Source organism: Acidianus ambivalens (assembly GCF_009729015.1).
Taxonomy (GTDB): domain Archaea; phylum Thermoproteota; class Thermoprotei_A; order Sulfolobales; family Sulfolobaceae; genus Acidianus; species Acidianus ambivalens.
Window position 1 is genome coordinate 1,785,840 of the sequence record NZ_CP045482.1, and the last position, 16,569, is coordinate 1,802,408.

The window sequence follows — 16,569 nt, forward strand, 5'->3', positions numbered from 1 at the left end:
TTGAGGTTTATTAGTTCTCATGTAAATGGAAAACCCAGGACGAGACTCAATAAATAGCCTATAAACATGAAAGGTAGAACTGGAACACCCCACGCAACCCAAATGTATGAATCTTCGCTAATCTTCCTTTCCTCAACTAATTTTCTGAACTTTTGCTTCCATTCCTTATCATCCTCTTCTATTGAGAAAGTGCTCCTAAGAGTTACATTACCGTTATCATCAACTTGAGTTAGAGGAAAAAGAAAACTAGAGTTAAGAAAATCTTTAACTTTTATTCTTTTAGCGCTTAAAGCCAAGATTATTCTCTTGCTAAACGGCATTCCCTTCGTGTATTTAAAATATTTTGCTAAATTATATAAACTAACTAGGAAGACGGAGATTGAAGAATAGAGAATAACAACTAGGGGCTCCATTCCTAACTCTGAAAAAGTTGGGAAAAATAATGGATAAACTGATGGATTCGATAAACCTATAATTAAAATAGCCATTAAATCAGCTCCTCCCATGAGGGAAAGTTTATAAAACATATAAAGGACAAAAACAGAAACTCCTAGAGAATAGGAATAAAGGAATAGATCAATCTTGTGCACGTAAAAAATAAAGAATACTACCAAAGGAAGGTAAATTAACCACGTTTTGAAGTCCACTTCTCTATATTTTAAATCCAAGATAGAAACGTGGATAAGCATTATTGATGTTAAAACAATTTGAAGAAAATAAATTAACACGGCAGGAAACCCTCTTCATCCTTACCCTCTGCGGGGCTGTCTAGGGCTAGATACCCCTTGTGATCATTTATGCTATCGCAGATTTTAAATCTATCCTCGAGCTATCCTAAATAAAAATTGTAATAAGGAATTATTACTTCCATAAGATAAGATTTTATATTGCTTATACTCTTTATATAACGAGATTTATGTTTGAACTTTCAAAAGAATTAGAAGAGTATAGAAATAAAGTAAGGGACTATACGCAAAAAGTTGTAAAAGATTACGCAAAGAAGATGGACGAAACTAATGACGGTGGTGATAAAATAGTCAAGGACTTCGGAGAAATGGACTTACTAGGTATGAAAATCCCAACGAAATATGGTGGTTTAGGTCTAGGAGAAATTGCTTTCGCAATTGCTACTGAGGAATTAGGAAGCGAAAGTGGAGGGGCTTCCCACAGCCTTCATACTCAGCTTAATGCGTTGCAATTACTTGTGTCAGTAGGAGGAGACTCTGCTAAAGATTGGATTGAAAGAGGTGTAAAAGCAAAAGAGATCTATGCTGTAGCCTTAACTGAACCCGCTGCAGGTTCAGATCTAGGAGCACTTCAAACTACAGCAAAGCCAGATGGAGATGAATTAGTGCTTAACGGAGAGAAAATATTTACAAGCGCTGCATCATTTTCCACAAAAATGGTTGTTTTAGCCAGAACTAGCGGTAACCCTGGAGATAAGAACGGAATCTCATTACTCCTAATAGACTCCAAATTGCCTGGAATAGAAATTCATAAGTTAGATTTAATGGGTATTAGAGGTGCAGGAGTATCTTATGTTAAATTCAACAACGTTAGAATTCCCAAGGATTCAATAATAGGGAAGGAAGGAGATGCGTTTAGAGGAGCTATAAAAGCGTTGATGATAAGCAGAAATGGTTATGCAGGAATAGCAGTTGGAATTGCTAGAGGTGCAGTAGAAGAGGCCATTAATAGAGCAGCTACCAGAAAACAGTTCGGTAAAGCACTAATAGAACAAGAGTGGATTGGCTTTAACTTAGCCGATGCCTATATAAAAGTTGAGGCCGCGAGACTTTTAACTTGGAGAGCTGCATCACTCTTGGATAAAGGAGTTGAGGCATTAACTGAGGCATCAATGGCTAAATACTTTGCTGCAGTTACTGCTGCTGAAACTACTAGGACTGCTTTACATATTTTCGGAGGTCACGGATTAAATAGGGGTTCTAAAGTCGAGAGATTATATAGAGATGCGAAAATAATGGAAATAGCCGAAGGAACTAATGAAATGCAATTACTTGCAGTATCAAGGAGCTTCCAACAAAAGAAATAAATAAAGGATGAAGGAATTCAATAAAAGTACTGGTAATGAGTAAGCTATAAATTCGAAAAATCCAAATCCTTTTCCTCCTCTATTTTCTGACGCTTCTGAAATTATTATATTACTTGCAGCACCTATTAAAGTAAGATTTCCAGCTATTGTACTCCCTGCAGCTAGCGCTAGCCAATCAGCAATTGAGGTTGAATGATACTCAAACAATATTGGAATATAAATTGCAACAAGGGGAACGTTAGATAAAATTTGGCTTAAAAGAATTGAAGATATAAATATGAGAAGAATTGAAGTTGGAGGCGGTAAAAATTTTGACATTTCTGCAATTACGCCTCCGCAGAGTATTCCCTCCGTAAATATAAATAAACCTATGAAGAAAATTATGGTACTCCAATCAATTCTTCTTACAATATCTCTTCTCTCTGGAGATATTAAAAGTAAAATTGAAGATGTAGTAAGAGAGCCTAGAAGTATATCTATACCGACGTAGCTTAATGTGAAGAATAGAACTATAGTTACTAAAAGAAGAATAAAGGATAAATAAGCTAACCTTTTATTTTCTATCTCTATTTTATCAGGATTAAACGTAAGATTAGGCAAATATTTTCTAAACATCAGCCTTAAGATTGGGTAAGTTAATACAAGATTAAGTAGAGTAGGAATTGATAAATACTCTATAAACACGAGAAACGGATTCTTTATCCCAGAATCTAGAGCTATTAAAAGATTTTGAGGATTCCCAGTAGGAAACATAACGCTTCCTATGGTTACACCAAAAGCTAAGGCATAAAGGAAAGGCTTTTCATCTATTTTCATTTCCTTTTTCATTTCCAAAATTACTGGAGTCCAACTCGCTGATAATCCGTCGTTTGTAACCAAATTAGAGAGCAGACCAGAAGTAACTAAGACACTAAAGAGCACCTTATCTGGTCTTTTAAACTTGGAAATTATAGCATATGCAACATATTTAAGAAAGCCAGAAACTTCTAAAGCAGAGGCAAACGTAAAAATAGTTATTAGGAAAAGGATTACGTCAAGGTTAATTGCTGATAGAGCCTTTTCAGGAGTTAATACTCCTAGTATTATCATTAAGACTCCTCCAAAAAACATTGAAGCCCATGGCGGTATTTTAGTAAGACCTCTAGTAGCTATTAAAGAATATGTTATAATCATCACTGCTAAGGAGAAATAATTCATCATGAGAAAAGACTTAGGTTAAATTAAAGATTTTTCTCCTTGATTTGCAAATTCCTCCTCTTTATAGCCTCCTGCCACAGATTTTTCTCTACTTCAGTTTCTGGATAATATCTAGGCATTTCCTTGGGTCTACCCTCATTATCAACCCTTACATATGAGAAGTAAGCCTCTGTAACTTTTTCTTTACCGTTTTTGAAAACATTGATTAAAACGTCAAGTGACGTCCTTCCTACATAAGTTAAACCTGCGTTAATTTCTATTATATCCCCGAGCTTTATTGGAGAATAAAAGCTCATATTAGATATTGCAACAGTAACCACGGTGTCAGAGTACTTGTCATATCCTTTATAGCCTATGAATTTTAAAGCCAAAGAACCACCTAAGTCATCCATCATTTTAAGAAGTTTGCCTGCAGATATTATTTTACCATCATAAGTTAGGTCAGGCGATATATACACAGCGTTTGTTATCCTAAACCTTAAACCTTTTGTTTGATCTTCATTACTTTTCATACTTCTTATCCTATTCTGCCTTCTCTTCATTGCCCTCTCAATTATAGCCTTCTCTTCCTCATTATCGTATTCTATTACTTCACCAACTTTTTGTGGTCTAAAATTCTCGTCTATTTTAACGTAAACTCCAGTTGCAGTAACTATTTTCTCATCCCCTCTATATGCTGACATTTCAACTTCCATTGACGTATTTCCAACATATACTACGTAAGCTTCTACTTCAATTATATCACCTAGATTAGCTCCTTTTTTAAACACTACATTGTCTAAAGAAGCTATTACGCTAGTAGCCTTTGCAACTTTTATTGCAGAAAGCATTCCAGTGTCTACTAGAAATTTCAACATGTCGCCTCCATGTAGTCTTCCCATGAAATTTGATTGCTCGTAATGTACAATATTCTGAGTCCTTACCTTAGTTTCTGAGAGCTTCAATTAATTCACCTACTTCCTTAGCTAAGGAAGAGTACTTTTTATCTCTTCCTCCAAACTGCTCTAAAATAGATTTTAGTTGTTCTAGGACTTTCACGTAATCCATTTTCTCTATTAACGTCTTAGGTATTTGGCGAAATTCTATCCTTTTTTCATTTGAAGAAAGATAAGGCAAATATTCGTCTTCAGCAGTTTGAATTAAACTAAAGCCATTCCTATCAATGACGTATTCATAAAGGCCCATTTTGCCTAAAGAAATACTAACGTCGTCCGATGGAGGCAATATTGATAATACCTTCTTAAGAAAATCCTCCTTTCTACCTTCTTTTATATACGAAAGAAGTTCTTCTTTAATCATTTTTATCACGTCTTTGACAAGTCATAATGTCCTATAGGTGGTGGAACAGGAACTTTAATTTTTACTTTCCCTTGTCTCAACCAAGGTGAAATTAAATAAGCAACACCGTTTCTTTCCCAACTAAGCATTTTAGCCTCTGTGGGCGTTAAACCCAGCTGTTCTGCAATTTCTTTGCTTATACGGAAAATAAACTTTGTATTAGCTAATTGAACAATTATATCGCTTAAATCAGAAGGATTGTGAGTAGAAAATATGAATCCTATTTTCCTCCTTCTTCCTAACCTCATCATTGTGGCTATTTTTCCTGCAACTCTCTTTACGTAATTAGTATCTTCCTCACCACCTTTACTCGATGGGAAGAATCTATGAGCTTCATCTATAATTATTAGAAATCTTCCTTTAATATTGCCTTCCCTCATTTGCCTTTCCCTAAATGCGAATAATCTATCTAGGAAGTAGTAAGTCAGTATTTTCTGAGAAAGATCATCAAGCTCTCCGTTATAAATATCAAAAATTATTAAATTTCCAGAATTTTTCACTACATTAACTAAAAGGTCTCTTTGAGCTTTTAAGTCAAACAATTCGGTTTCTCTAAGTAAGTATAATCCCCTTAGAATATTTTCCCTTGTACTCTTGTGTAATTTAAACTTATCAAACTCAGAATCGTCCAGTAAGTCTATTAATTCCTCTAAAGTTTTACATTCCTTAGCTTCCTTACTTGAGGAAAATATTTTAAGGAAATGAGATGCTTGCTCACTGAAGTAAGGATTAAGTTTATATAAGATTTTCCTAACGTCTCGGTACCTAAAGAAAAAGGGATGAAGATTTATCTTTGAATTCCACTGGCTATTTGACAAAATTATTTGATTTCCTACAACTGAGGAATATACTTTAAGGCCTTTCATGTCAAGGTAATCCAAAAGAGGTTTAACGTATAGCTCATGATATGCCGAAGTAATAGATTCTATCTTTCCAGATTTAGCGTATTTTCTAATCCAGGTCTTTGTTATTGGGAATATAACATCTGTTTCCAGTTTATTTAATTTACCATATAATTTCTCAAATTCTGCAATACCCTGCTTTACTCCTTTATCTGTAAAGTCTGGGGGTAGGAAAATGTGGTAATAATCGCCAGTAGCATCTAATATGAATACTTTTGTACCTTCCTCGCCTATCATATACAAACCGGAAATTAAGTCCTTTATGAAAGAAGTCTTTCCTGCCCCAGTAGTTCCTATAATTAGTGCGTGGTAATTCAAATCATCTAGACTTAAACTAACTTTAACATCTAGATCTAGGTAATCCAAAGTCCCAACTTTTAATAGCCCTCTATTAAGGCTTAATGACCTCTCTATCAAGTCCGCATTTGGTAAAATAACTGGAGACTGAGGTTCTATTACAATATCTGCAGGGGAAGGTTCAGATGATGAAAGTATATCTATTTTAGTTAACATTTCGCATTTTAGTGTAACGTTATTTATCAAAGTCCCTGGAGTTTCTTCTTCTACATTACTTACGAAATTATTATCAAAAAGAAACGATTTTACATCACTCCTCTCGTATCCTATTACTCTTAATAGGATAAAATAAAGTGTTTTTATATCTATTGCTCCAAGGAAAACTCCTATTCTACCTAAAAATGAGTATTTATAATATGTATAAGGATCTACTACAACGTTAACTGTATAGTTTTCCTCATCTATTTTATTTGGAGAATTTGGAGATACTTTTCCTATAATACTACCTAGCGTTATTGCTAAAGCTTTTGCTTTATCGACTCGATCTTTAATGTTATTGATTAATTCATCGCTGGTCAAGCCAGCTCACCAGATAGCCTACTGTAAAAGCTAGCCTGAATTCCTAGCCTTTCTACTATTGATACTATGTATCTATAGAGAGCTAAACTGGTCTTCTTTGCTTTAAAGTCTGCCAAAGCTAATAATGGCGGGATTCCGTCTTTTGTTATTCCCATAGATGCTATCATTCCCAAAATTGTTGGATCTTTAGTTAGTGTCTCTATTCTTAAGATAGAGAATTTGGAAACGTAAGGATGAAAGGGAATGATCAAGTAATACATATAGACTGTCGTGTTGTTACATATTCTCTTAGAGAAAGGACCTAATGCAAGAATTTTGTAAGGTGGCGAATAATTAAACCTTACAAGATGAAGTATAAAGGACTCGTCGGAGAGGAATATTTTTGGGTCAATCCTAAATTTTTGGTAAATTATTGACCTTGTTCTATCATCTATTGAATCAATTAATCCTCTAGATTTATCTAATCTTTTCACTATACCTATAAAATTACTATCTAATATCTTTTTTCTTTCTTCCAAAATTTTTTCCTTAAACTTTGAAGTTAAATACAAATAGGAAGGAAAAAGAGGACCGTCGACTAATATTTTACCTTTACCTTTGACAACATTTAGTGCCTTAGTCTCTAATACTGATCTTATTTCACTTTCTATAACCTCAAATCCTTCAGTTGAATAAAAAGGATCTCCTGTTATAGAAATTGGAGAAACATAAGGGCCAAAATATAGGTAAGGGTCAATTTTAGAATTCTCGGATATTGAGGAAGCTACTGCTATAAAAGGTTCTTTTAATTCTAGCTCTTTTTCTCCATCTAAAGAAGGATAAACTCCATAAATAGGAATTGAGGAAGATGAAATCGCGACAGCCGAGACGCTTATTATGCCTTTGCCAGATACAAAGCTCCTACTACTTCCATCTACTGCGTAAATTTCCTGATTGAATGAAGAAGGATGAACTTCAAAGAATATGTCCTCATTCTCTAAAACAGAAGGAGAAGTAGTACTGTTTAACTCTACATAATCATCAAGGGAAGTGATTGTCAGATATTTCGAAACATAATTTACAACAATGCTATTGAGTATTTCCATAATATTTTGCTGAGATTGCATCTTCTATTAATGTTTAATAATCGAAATATTTAAATATGGCGTAATACCTATTCAGCTTTCATTAATTGCCTAGTTGCTATTATCACTGGATCCCATACTGTTGCTATAGCAGGTAAATATCCCATTTCCACGAAAAACGTTTCCTCTACCGTAAATCCTTTCATAATAATTGCAGCTAACATATCAATCCTTCCCAGAACTTCTTCTCCGCCTATTATTTGACCTCCAACTATCTTATTACTTCCCTCTTCGGCAATGAGTTTTACATAAATGTCTTTTCCTCCAGGATAATACCTTGCCCTAGTCTTAGATTTTATCATTGCCGAATAAACTTTAATTCCGTAACGTTTAGCTTCAGCCTCAGAAATACCAGTTTTTGCTATAAAGTAATCCTTATATTTAGTTATCATCGTTCCAACTACGCCAGGAAATTCCATTTCTTTACCTGCTATATTACTGCCTGCTACGAAACCCATCTTATTAGCTACTGGAGCAAAAGGCATCCAAATAGGCTTTTTAGTTACCATGTGAATACTCTCTGCTACATCGCCTGCAGCATAAACATTCCTAACGCTAGTCCTCATATGAGAATCTACCCATACAGCACCGGTCTCTCCAATTTTGACTTGATCTTTTACTAAATCGACGTTAGGTTCTACGCCTATAGCTATTAACGTTCCGTCTACTTCATACTTTCCTTTGTCTGTAATTACTAATCTTCCTCCTTCCTTAATTTCTTCTAAACTTTCATTTAATCTAAGCTCTACGTCCATACTTGAGGTAATTACTTTGCCCATATCTTCATCTAACATTTTATTAAGGACATATCCTCCTCTATGAATGAGTATTACTTTCTTACCTATATTGGAAAGAGCTTCAGCCATTTCTACTCCGAGAATTCCTCCACCTATAATTGCTATTTTATTTAAACTCCAAAGAGCCTTTCTTAATTCTACGGCATTTGCTGGGTGATGGGCATAAAATATTCTATCTCCTTCTTCCTTTACTTTTTTAGGCTTAGAACCTAAAGTTATGACCAAGTAGTCAAACTCTACGTTTTTCCTTGTTCCGTTCTCGTTAACTTTTACAACCCTAGAGGATAAGTCTACTTCTTCAACTTTCTCATTTATTTTAACATTTATCTTCCTTTTCTCTATAAAGAAAGAAGGCGTATAAGTCATAAATAAGTTTTCGTCGTTAAAAAGCCCTTCAACAAAATAAGGAACTCCACAAGGTGCGTGACTCACCATTTTAGTTTCTTCAAAAACCGTAATTTCGGCCTCGGGATTAAGCCTCCTTACTCTAGAAGAAGCGCTCATTCCTGCAGCTCCGCCACCTAAGACTACTACTTTGTCCATATTATTCCTAAAGATTAAGGATTTATATTTCATTTTATTATGAGTACTCATGATAGCCAAAGACAAGATAAGTTCTCTACGAGAAGAATTGAATAACTTAAGTGAAACTAATTTAAGTATAGCTGAGCAGGGAATATTACAATTTATTAAGGAACAAGTAGATAAAGAAGAAGAATTAGTAAGTAACTTTGATAAAAGCACTTCTGAAAATAATTACGATAAAGCGATCTCAGACTTTTTCCAACTTATTCAAAGAACTAATTTAATGTATGCTTATATAATGCAACCTTCTGTTCTTTCCATGTTGTCAAACGAGAAATTTAGTAAGATCGTACAAGATCTACTTGATTGCATCTCGCAAATAGTCTCGGACGTTATACTTACCTTTAAACATAATATGAAACAGTTTGGATTAGATAGTGTTAACGTAAATATTACATCGAATCCACCATCAATTAGTATATCCTTGGCGATAAAGAATGCTTGAAAATTATCTAAAATGGGATTCGCTCTTTGATCAAGCTATAAAAGAAGCTAAAGAAATAAATTTCGAAATAAAAACCGATAAAGTAATATTTACTGGAATGGGAGGAAGTTATATACCGGGTAAGATAGCGGAGATCTTGGATTATAACGTGGATTATAGGGCAATTACTGGCATACCTAGGAAAGTTGATGAGAATACAACATTAATAGCCATGAGCTATTCCGGCACAACCAGTGAAACTATACAAGCGGTTAAAGAAGGATTAGAAAAAGGCTCAAAAATAGTAGTAATATCTTCTGACGGCAATCTAGAAAAAATTGCAGAAGATCACAAGGAAAAGATATATTTTATTAAGGTTAAAGGCTTATCCCAAACTAGATACTCATTCCCAGTACTTATAACGCCTTTATTAAAAATCTTGTCAACAGTTTCAATAAATAAGATAAATTTAGATGAATTGAAAGAAGGAGTAATAGAAAATAAAGAAAAATATAAGGATCTTGGGAAAAAGTTATCTACTAAGATTATAGGTAAAATTCCAGTATTTTATGCTTCAACTTACTTCCCTATTGCAATAAGGTTTAAACAAGAAATAAATGAAAATGCAAAATCTCCCGCTTTTTACGGTGAAATACCAGAAGTTAATCACAATGAGGTAGAAAGCTATGTTAGAGGAAAAGACTTACTTTTGCCAATAGTTATAGGTAATGAAAGCATTGATGACGTTACAGCAAGCGTTCTTAATGCTGAAAGAATAATACCTCCATCATCATCTAAATTAAAGAACATATCTTCGTTGGTGTTGCTTGCTGGTTTAACTTCCATCTACCTAGCAGACACGTTAAAGGAAAATCCAGAAAAGCTTAATATTATTCCAAAGTGTAGAGAGCGTACATCTGTTATATTTAAAGGATAGTTTACATCTTTTTACTTGTGATTAGAGTATTCAATACTTTAGGACGAAAATTTGAGGATTTTTCGACAGTAGAAAACGGAATAGTTAAAATGTACGTTTGTGGACCTACTGTTTACGACTACGTTCACATAGGCCACGGAAGAACTTTTGTAGCATATGACGCAATAGTTAGATACTTAAGGCTTAAGGGATATAATGTAATAAGAATTCAAAATATAACAGATATAGACGATAAAATAATTAATAAGGCAAAGGAGACAGGAAAATCTTGGGAAGAGATTGTAGATTATTACTCAAAGGATTATCTAGAGAATCTATCACTACTAAAGGTTAAAATTGATTTACATCCAAGAGTTACACAACACATAAAAGAAATCATTAATTTCGTGCAAGGGCTAATAGATAAAGGTCACGCTTATGTAGCTCCTAGCGGTAGTGTTTATTTTGATGTAGACACCTTTCCCCATTACGGTGAGCTATCCAACACAAAGAAGGATCAATGGAATCAAGGAGAAGAATTTGTTAAGGAAAAGAAACATCCATACGATTTTGCCCTATGGAAAGCCTGGAAGCCTGGAGAGCCTTATTGGGAGTCTCCTTGGGGTAAAGGAAGACCAGGTTGGCATATAGAGTGCTCTACAATGTCAACTAGATACCTTGGAGAGCAATTTGATATACACGGAGGCGGGATGGACTTAATATTTCCTCATCATGAGAACGAAAGAGCTCAAACAGAATCGTTAACTGGAAAACCTTGGGTTAGATACTGGATGCATGTAGCATTCTTAAACATTAGAGGAGAAAAAATGAGTAAATCATTAGGAAATATAATAACATTAAAAGACGCTCTAAAGAAATACGGCGCAGACGTTCTTAGATATTGGTATTTATCTTCTCATTACAGATCTCCAATAGATTTCAGCGAGGAGAATTTAGAGCAGAGCAAAGTTTCACTTCAAAGATTAAAAGACGCAGTAGCTGTATTGAAAGATATACTTAAAGAAGGGCCTAAAAGTTATTCTAAAGACGAAGACATTAAGGTTCAAAGAGAGATAATACAGAAGATCAGGGAATTCGATGAGGCGATGAGTAACGATTTTGACACTGCGACTGCATTAAAGAAGGTTCACGAGATAGCTAATATTGTATTTTCCAAGTTGCAGAATAGTAGAGATTTTCTAGGAGCTTCAATAGCTTTAGACGGATTTAGAATATTTAATGAAGTGTTTGGAGTTATGGACGAAGAAATGGGTTTAGCCTACGAAAGAATTTACGAAGTGATAGACGGAATAATTGAAGTGAGGAATCTATTAAGGCAAAAGAAGATGTACGATTTATCAGATCAGATAAGGAGCATACTAGAATCTCACGGAATAAAAGTCTTGGACACTAAGGATAAGTCTACTTGGAGATTTCAGTAACAAATAATGGAGTTCTTTCGCCCTCAAAATATCTCCTTATCATTTCTATCGTTGTTGGAGAAATGGGAATTTTACTCATCTCTTCCAAAGAAAAGAATTTTGCATCTAAGGCGTCAGATCCAGCCTTAATCTCGCCAGATTTTATTTCGCAAATAAAATCTAGTATTACATAATGGAAACCTTCCTTTATTATTTCAATTACACCTAACAATTCCTTTGGTTCAACATTAACATTTAGTTCTTCCTTCATTTCCCTTTTCAGAGCTTCCTTCAATGTTTCACCAAATTCTACTTTTCCTCCCGGAATTGCCCAAGACCCTTTATTTGGTGGTTTACTTCTCTGAACTAATAATACCCTCTTACCAGAAAATATAACTCCACCAACTGCTATAAGTGGCCTTTCCATAGTGGGATTAAAGTTATTAATTAATATTTAACCGTGTCTATATGATGCTAAAGTATACATTAGTCGTCCTAGCCCTTTTAGTAGCAATACCTTTTACTCAAATTTTATCATTTGCCTTACCCAGTTCTCCTCCACTTACAACAAATACTATAATTAACGAAATACCTTATTATTCGCATTTAAAATATCTTATTTCAATTTATAATGAAACTACGGAAAATGCTACTACAAAAATGAAATTTATTGCAAACTATACTGCGGATTATAATGTAATTTCACAGTATAATGGGATAATAGAGGTTAATTATAGTATCAGTAAAATATTCTCTAAATATAATTTATCAACTTTTAATATGTCTAACATAACTTTCCTAAGACCGGGCATATTTAACGTAACTCTCTTGAATGACGCTTTATGTTTTCATTATCCATATATTTATCCTGGATTACTATATAATAGTAGTACGTATTATTTATATTTTGTAGCAACAAAATTTAATTTTCCTTTAGGATATGTTAACGAAACCAAAGTCACTATAAATAACCTTACCTTCATTGCATATAAATATCACAATTTGTCAACATTTTCTACAATAAATCAGTACTTCTATGTATTGTGCAATGGTATAGGATATAATTTCAATTATACATTTTCATACAAAATTGGGAATAAGACTTACAATTTATACGCAAACTTCCTTCTAAAATGCTTATCAGGAAACTCATCAACCCAACTAAAATATTTAGGTAATCAGCTAGAGGAAGCATTTAAACCGTATGTATATCTAGAGTGCACTTATTCGTCACTATATGCAGGATTAACTCCTAACACTTATAGGGAGATATTTTATCCTTATATCTTTGCCAATGGGTATTTCATATATAGGTATAACCTTCTTAATTTCATGGCTGGTCAACCTGTGGGATTGTCGTATTTTGGACTATCATTAGTTATAGGAAATTATACTGACTTGCCAATAACATTCCTAGTTTGTAATTCGTCAAATATAATTTGGGAAAATGAAGAGTTTACTAAAGTTAACGTAACAAGTTTAAACATTCTGGGTAAAACTTATAATAATGTAGTAGAATACGAAAATATTTCGACAAAGTCTTTTATTATACTTTACTTCTATAACGGAACTTTAATAGAAGAAGAAGCTGGAAATATAGATGGGAATTCATATAACGTTACTGAAAAAGTGGAATTTGTAGGTAACTCAATGATTCCTTTAAATATAACTTATCCTAATTATTTTGATTACACTAATACTAACTTACCATATAAGGCAATAGATCCTTCGTTAGCTTTAGAAGTTTCAATTATTATAACAATGATAGTTGTTGCATTAATTGTTCTTCTATATAAAAGAAAATGAGAATTTTTTAACGATTTAAACTTCTATCAGATTAGATTTTTATTATAGTAAGGTAGACTTCTCTATAATGGCTGTAGAAGAAGTTTTATCCTCGAATTTATATACTCAACAAATAAAGAAATTATATAGGGTTGGAGAAATACTAGGCTTACAAGATGATCAGTTAGAGGCACTAGCTACTCCAGAAAGAGTAATTCAAGTAAAAATTCAAGTTCCTAGCAGTAATGGAAAAATTAAAACATTTACTGGTTGGAGATCCCAGCATAATAGTGCCTTAGGTCCATATAAAGGAGGAGTAAGATACCATCCTAACGTTACTCAAGATGAAGTTATTGCATTATCAATGATAATGACTTGGAAGAACTCATTATTACAGTTACCTTACGGTGGAGGAAAAGCAGGAATAAGAGTAGATCCAAAATCCCTTTCTAGGACAGAATTAGAAATACTTTCCAGAAATTTCATAGACGCACTTTATAAATACATAGGAAGTGACCTTGATATTCCTGCACCAGATGTCAATACTGACTCTCAAATAATGGCATGGTTTTTAGATGAATACATAAAAGTTTCAGGCAAAGTAGACCTAGGCGCATTTACAGGTAAACCAGTTGAATTAGGAGGAATATCTGTAAGAGAATATAGTACAGGTTTAGGAGTTGCTCACATTACAAAGCTAGCTGCAGAAAAATTCTTAGATGGTATTGAAGGAAAAAGAGTTATAATACAAGGATTCGGTAATTTAGGATCATTTACTGCCAAGTTCCTATCGGAAATTGGAGCTAAGATCGTTGGAGTAAGCGACTCTAAAGGCGGAGTTATAGACTATAACGGATTAGATTTTAACAAACTGATGGAAGTTAAAAAGACTACTGGATCAGTAATAAATTACCCTGAAGGAAAGAAAGTGACAAATGATGAACTACTAATTAGTGAATGCGATATTTTAATTCCTGGAGCTTTAGAAAACGTAATAAACAAGTTTAATGCTCCTAAAGTTAAGGCAAAACTAATAGTAGAAGGTGCAAATGGCCCTTTAACTGCAGATGCTGACGAAATAATGAAACAGAGAGGAATTCCAGTTGTTCCAGATATTTTGGCAAACTCTGGCGGAGTTGTGGGAAGTTACGTAGAATGGGCTAATAACAAAATGGGCGAAATTATAGAAGAGGAGGAAGCTAAGAAGCTAATACTAAATAGAATGGAAAAGGCGTTTATCGAGATGTACTCTAAGTACAATAAGCTTGGAGATCAAGATCTTAGAACTTCAGCCATGGTAGTTGCTGTAGAGAGAGTAGTTAATGCCATGAAGGCTAGAGGCCTCATATAAATAAAGCAAAGCCATTATAACTACAATAACTAGTGCAATAATTAACATCCATTTTTCTATCTTTTTTGAGGATCCAAAAATTATAGGTATTGGTCCGATAAGAATTATGCCTCCAGCTTGAGTTTCTTTTTCTTCTCCTTCTTCTCTAGGTTTAAAAGCTTCATAGAGTATTCCTAGAAATACTATAAGAAAACCTAACATAATCAGTAATATACCAAGCTCTTCAAGGTATTGTGAAATCATAATTAATTATAAGTTTGCATAGATTTTATTTTATTCCCTAATACTTCTACCTCTTTTGGTATCTCAACGGAATCAACTCTAGTAATTATATCACTTATTGATGATCTTAAGTAATAATAATCTAGGCCTCTCTTCTTCATAACGTTTATTAACCATCTGAGGTTATCATCTTTACTCAGATCTCTTAGCTCTTTTTCATCTGGATATATACCTATTAGTTTTAATGCTTCCAGTATCCCTGTCTTTGTATAATAAGATTCAATTTCTCTAGATAAAGGTATACAAGAGTCTCTTATACTTTGATCTAGCTTATCACATAAACCGAAGAATATTACATCTAGATTTAGTATTTCTTTCAGCTTAAGCCATGACTGTAATTCCATATCAGATTTTACAGCGTAGATTGAAATTCCATTATATTCTGGATAAATATTCATCTTCTTTAGCCAATTATAAACTGCTGAAGGTTCTGCATTTTCTCCAGTAAGAATTATATACCTGCTAAAAAGAAGATCACTAAGATTTACTTTTAGCAAGCTTAACATACTTTTTAATTCTTCATTAGGCTTAACGCTTATTGTCCTAGAGAATCCTCCTTCCTTCCTTCTTAAAATTATATAATTATCTATATCACTAGAGACTATAAAAGGAGAATGAGTAGTCATAAAGACTTGTAACATTTGATTGTCAGTCCAACCTTTAAGTAATTTTGCAACTTTATACTGTAAAGTAGGATGCATGTTAACTTCTGGTTCTTCTAAAAGGAGAACCTTATTTCCGCTTAGCCATATTATAAATAACATAAGGATTACTCTTTGGAATCCACTTGCGGCTAGATCGATATATATTGGCAAATTGTAAACATTTAGCACTAGTTTTCCTCCTTCCCATATCTCTAAGCCTTTAATTTCTGGAATTGTTGCACTTACTAGATTTACAAAATCATACCAGTATTTCCTTAAATTAATTGGAGACCTGCTTATTTCTATAATTCGTTTCATTATGTTATCAAAATATCCTTGGTCGAATATTGGAACGTATTCTACTTGTTGTGAGGCTAATTCAAATAACCTCCTTACGTCATCAATCTCATCTCTAGTAGGTATACTATCATTTATCCTAATTGTGTCTAAATCCCATTTTACTTCCTTTCTTTCATATTTTAATTTATTTACAATCTCTATTTCCATCCTCTTCCTTTTGCCTATAGCTTTAGATACCTCATCTTCAGAAAACTCTATTTTGCCTCCCAAAGTTATCTCCTTAGAAGTATCATATCCTTGCCAAAGTAGTAAATACTCTTGATTATTGTCTTCAAAGGACCTCTTTTCAATTCCAGCGTTCAAATTCTTTATAAATAGGTAAATGGAAGATAGAAAATTAGTTTTCCCGTAACCGTTAAATCCTACTACTACATTTAAGCCACCAATGTCCTTTATACTAATATCGCTTAAGCTCCTAAAATTATTAGTGTAAAATTCGAGTAATCTCAATACTCTTCACTAACAAGAAGATTAGGGAATACTAAATATAACAATTAGGTAAATAAGGAAGTGA

At 33.5% G+C, this 16,569-nt stretch carries 16 protein-coding genes; 6 read left to right on the plus strand and 10 right to left on the minus strand.

All coding sequences use genetic code 11. The features are described from left to right. Positions 1-17 precede the first annotated feature (17 nt). Entirely contained in the window at positions 18-689 is a 672-nt protein-coding gene (locus tag D1866_RS10080) for an A24 family peptidase C-terminal domain-containing protein (RefSeq protein WP_152939568.1), read from the minus strand. Positions 690-916: 227 nt separating this feature from the next. Here D1866_RS10080 and D1866_RS10085 point away from each other — a divergent pair, with 227 nt between their 5' ends. Continuing rightward, positions 917-2,053 carry an acyl-CoA dehydrogenase family protein gene (locus D1866_RS10085; RefSeq protein ID WP_152939570.1) on the plus strand — a complete coding sequence of 379 codons (1,137 nt, stop codon included), beginning with the start codon at positions 917-919 and terminating at the stop codon, positions 2,051-2,053. Here the strand turns inward: D1866_RS10085 and D1866_RS10090 are convergent. The 6 genes from D1866_RS10090 to D1866_RS10115 form a co-directional block, all read right to left on the minus strand. Further along, positions 2,027-3,250, minus strand: a complete 1,224-nt coding sequence (locus D1866_RS10090) for an ArsB/NhaD family transporter (protein ID WP_152939572.1) — start codon at positions 3,248-3,250, stop codon at positions 2,027-2,029. The two genes, D1866_RS10085 and D1866_RS10090, sit on opposite strands and share 27 nt — an antisense overlap. 23 nt (positions 3,251-3,273) lie before the next feature. Then, on the minus strand, positions 3,274-4,194 hold the full coding sequence (locus D1866_RS10095) for an acyl-CoA thioesterase (RefSeq protein WP_152939576.1): 921 nt from the start codon (positions 4,192-4,194) through the stop codon (positions 3,274-3,276). Further along, positions 4,175-4,549, minus strand: a complete 375-nt coding sequence (locus D1866_RS10100) for a hypothetical protein (RefSeq protein WP_152939578.1) — start codon at positions 4,547-4,549, stop codon at positions 4,175-4,177. The genes D1866_RS10095 and D1866_RS10100 overlap by 20 nt, the downstream gene beginning before the upstream one ends. 5 nt (positions 4,550-4,554) lie before the next feature. Beyond that, the gene (locus D1866_RS10105; protein ID WP_152939580.1) at positions 4,555-6,366 is read right to left on the minus strand and encodes an ATP-binding protein; all 1,812 of its coding nucleotides are present in this window, start codon (positions 6,364-6,366) and stop codon (positions 4,555-4,557) included. After that, entirely contained in the window at positions 6,363-7,451 is a 1,089-nt protein-coding gene (locus D1866_RS10110) for a DNA double-strand break repair nuclease NurA (RefSeq protein ID WP_196773427.1), read from the minus strand. The genes D1866_RS10105 and D1866_RS10110 overlap by 4 nt, the downstream gene beginning before the upstream one ends. 68 nt (positions 7,452-7,519) lie before the next feature. Then, positions 7,520-8,830, minus strand: a complete 1,311-nt coding sequence (locus D1866_RS10115) for an FAD-dependent oxidoreductase (protein WP_152939585.1) — start codon at positions 8,828-8,830, stop codon at positions 7,520-7,522. A 49-nt stretch (positions 8,831-8,879) separates the two neighbouring features. On the opposite strand from D1866_RS10115, the gene D1866_RS10120 reads away from it, so the two are divergent. Genes D1866_RS10120 through cysS form a run of 3 tightly spaced genes read left to right on the plus strand, consistent with a single transcriptional unit; the run spans position 8,880 to position 11,654 of the window. Then, positions 8,880-9,317: a hypothetical protein gene (locus tag D1866_RS10120; protein ID WP_152939587.1), complete on the plus strand. Its 438-nt coding sequence runs from the start codon at positions 8,880-8,882 to the stop codon at positions 9,315-9,317. Beyond that, a complete protein-coding gene (locus D1866_RS10125) occupies positions 9,310-10,233 on the plus strand; it encodes a bifunctional phosphoglucose/phosphomannose isomerase (RefSeq protein WP_152939589.1) in 924 nt (307 codons plus the stop codon). The genes D1866_RS10120 and D1866_RS10125 overlap by 8 nt, the downstream gene beginning before the upstream one ends. A 17-nt stretch (positions 10,234-10,250) precedes the next feature. Next, a complete protein-coding gene (gene cysS / locus D1866_RS10130; RefSeq protein ID WP_420809226.1) occupies positions 10,251-11,654 on the plus strand; it encodes a cysteine--tRNA ligase in 1,404 nt (467 codons plus the stop codon). Here cysS and D1866_RS10135 read toward each other — a convergent pair. Further along, on the minus strand, positions 11,635-12,060 hold the full coding sequence (locus D1866_RS10135; RefSeq protein ID WP_152939591.1) for an NUDIX hydrolase: 426 nt from the start codon (positions 12,058-12,060) through the stop codon (positions 11,635-11,637). The two genes, cysS and D1866_RS10135, sit on opposite strands and share 20 nt — an antisense overlap. 41 nt (positions 12,061-12,101) lie before the next feature. Between D1866_RS10135 and D1866_RS10140 the strand changes: the two genes are divergently transcribed. Together D1866_RS10140 and D1866_RS10145 are read left to right on the plus strand one after the other, a co-directional pair. Next, positions 12,102-13,439, plus strand: coding sequence for a hypothetical protein (locus D1866_RS10140; RefSeq protein WP_152939593.1), 1,338 nt, complete (start codon positions 12,102-12,104; stop codon positions 13,437-13,439). A 67-nt stretch (positions 13,440-13,506) separates the two neighbouring features. After that, positions 13,507-14,769 (plus strand): Glu/Leu/Phe/Val family dehydrogenase, encoded by a 1,263-nt coding sequence (locus D1866_RS10145; RefSeq protein ID WP_152939595.1) that lies wholly within the window; start codon positions 13,507-13,509, stop codon positions 14,767-14,769. On the opposite strand, the gene D1866_RS10150 is transcribed toward D1866_RS10145, so the two are convergent. Next, on the minus strand, positions 14,707-15,012 hold the full coding sequence (locus D1866_RS10150) for a TIGR00304 family membrane protein (RefSeq protein ID WP_152939597.1): 306 nt from the start codon (positions 15,010-15,012) through the stop codon (positions 14,707-14,709). The two genes, D1866_RS10145 and D1866_RS10150, sit on opposite strands and share 63 nt — an antisense overlap. A gap of 2 nt (positions 15,013-15,014) precedes the next feature. Then, positions 15,015-16,505 carry an ATP-dependent nuclease gene (locus D1866_RS10155; RefSeq protein ID WP_152939599.1) on the minus strand — a complete coding sequence of 497 codons (1,491 nt, stop codon included), beginning with the start codon at positions 16,503-16,505 and terminating at the stop codon, positions 15,015-15,017. Positions 16,506-16,569 lie beyond the last annotated feature (64 nt).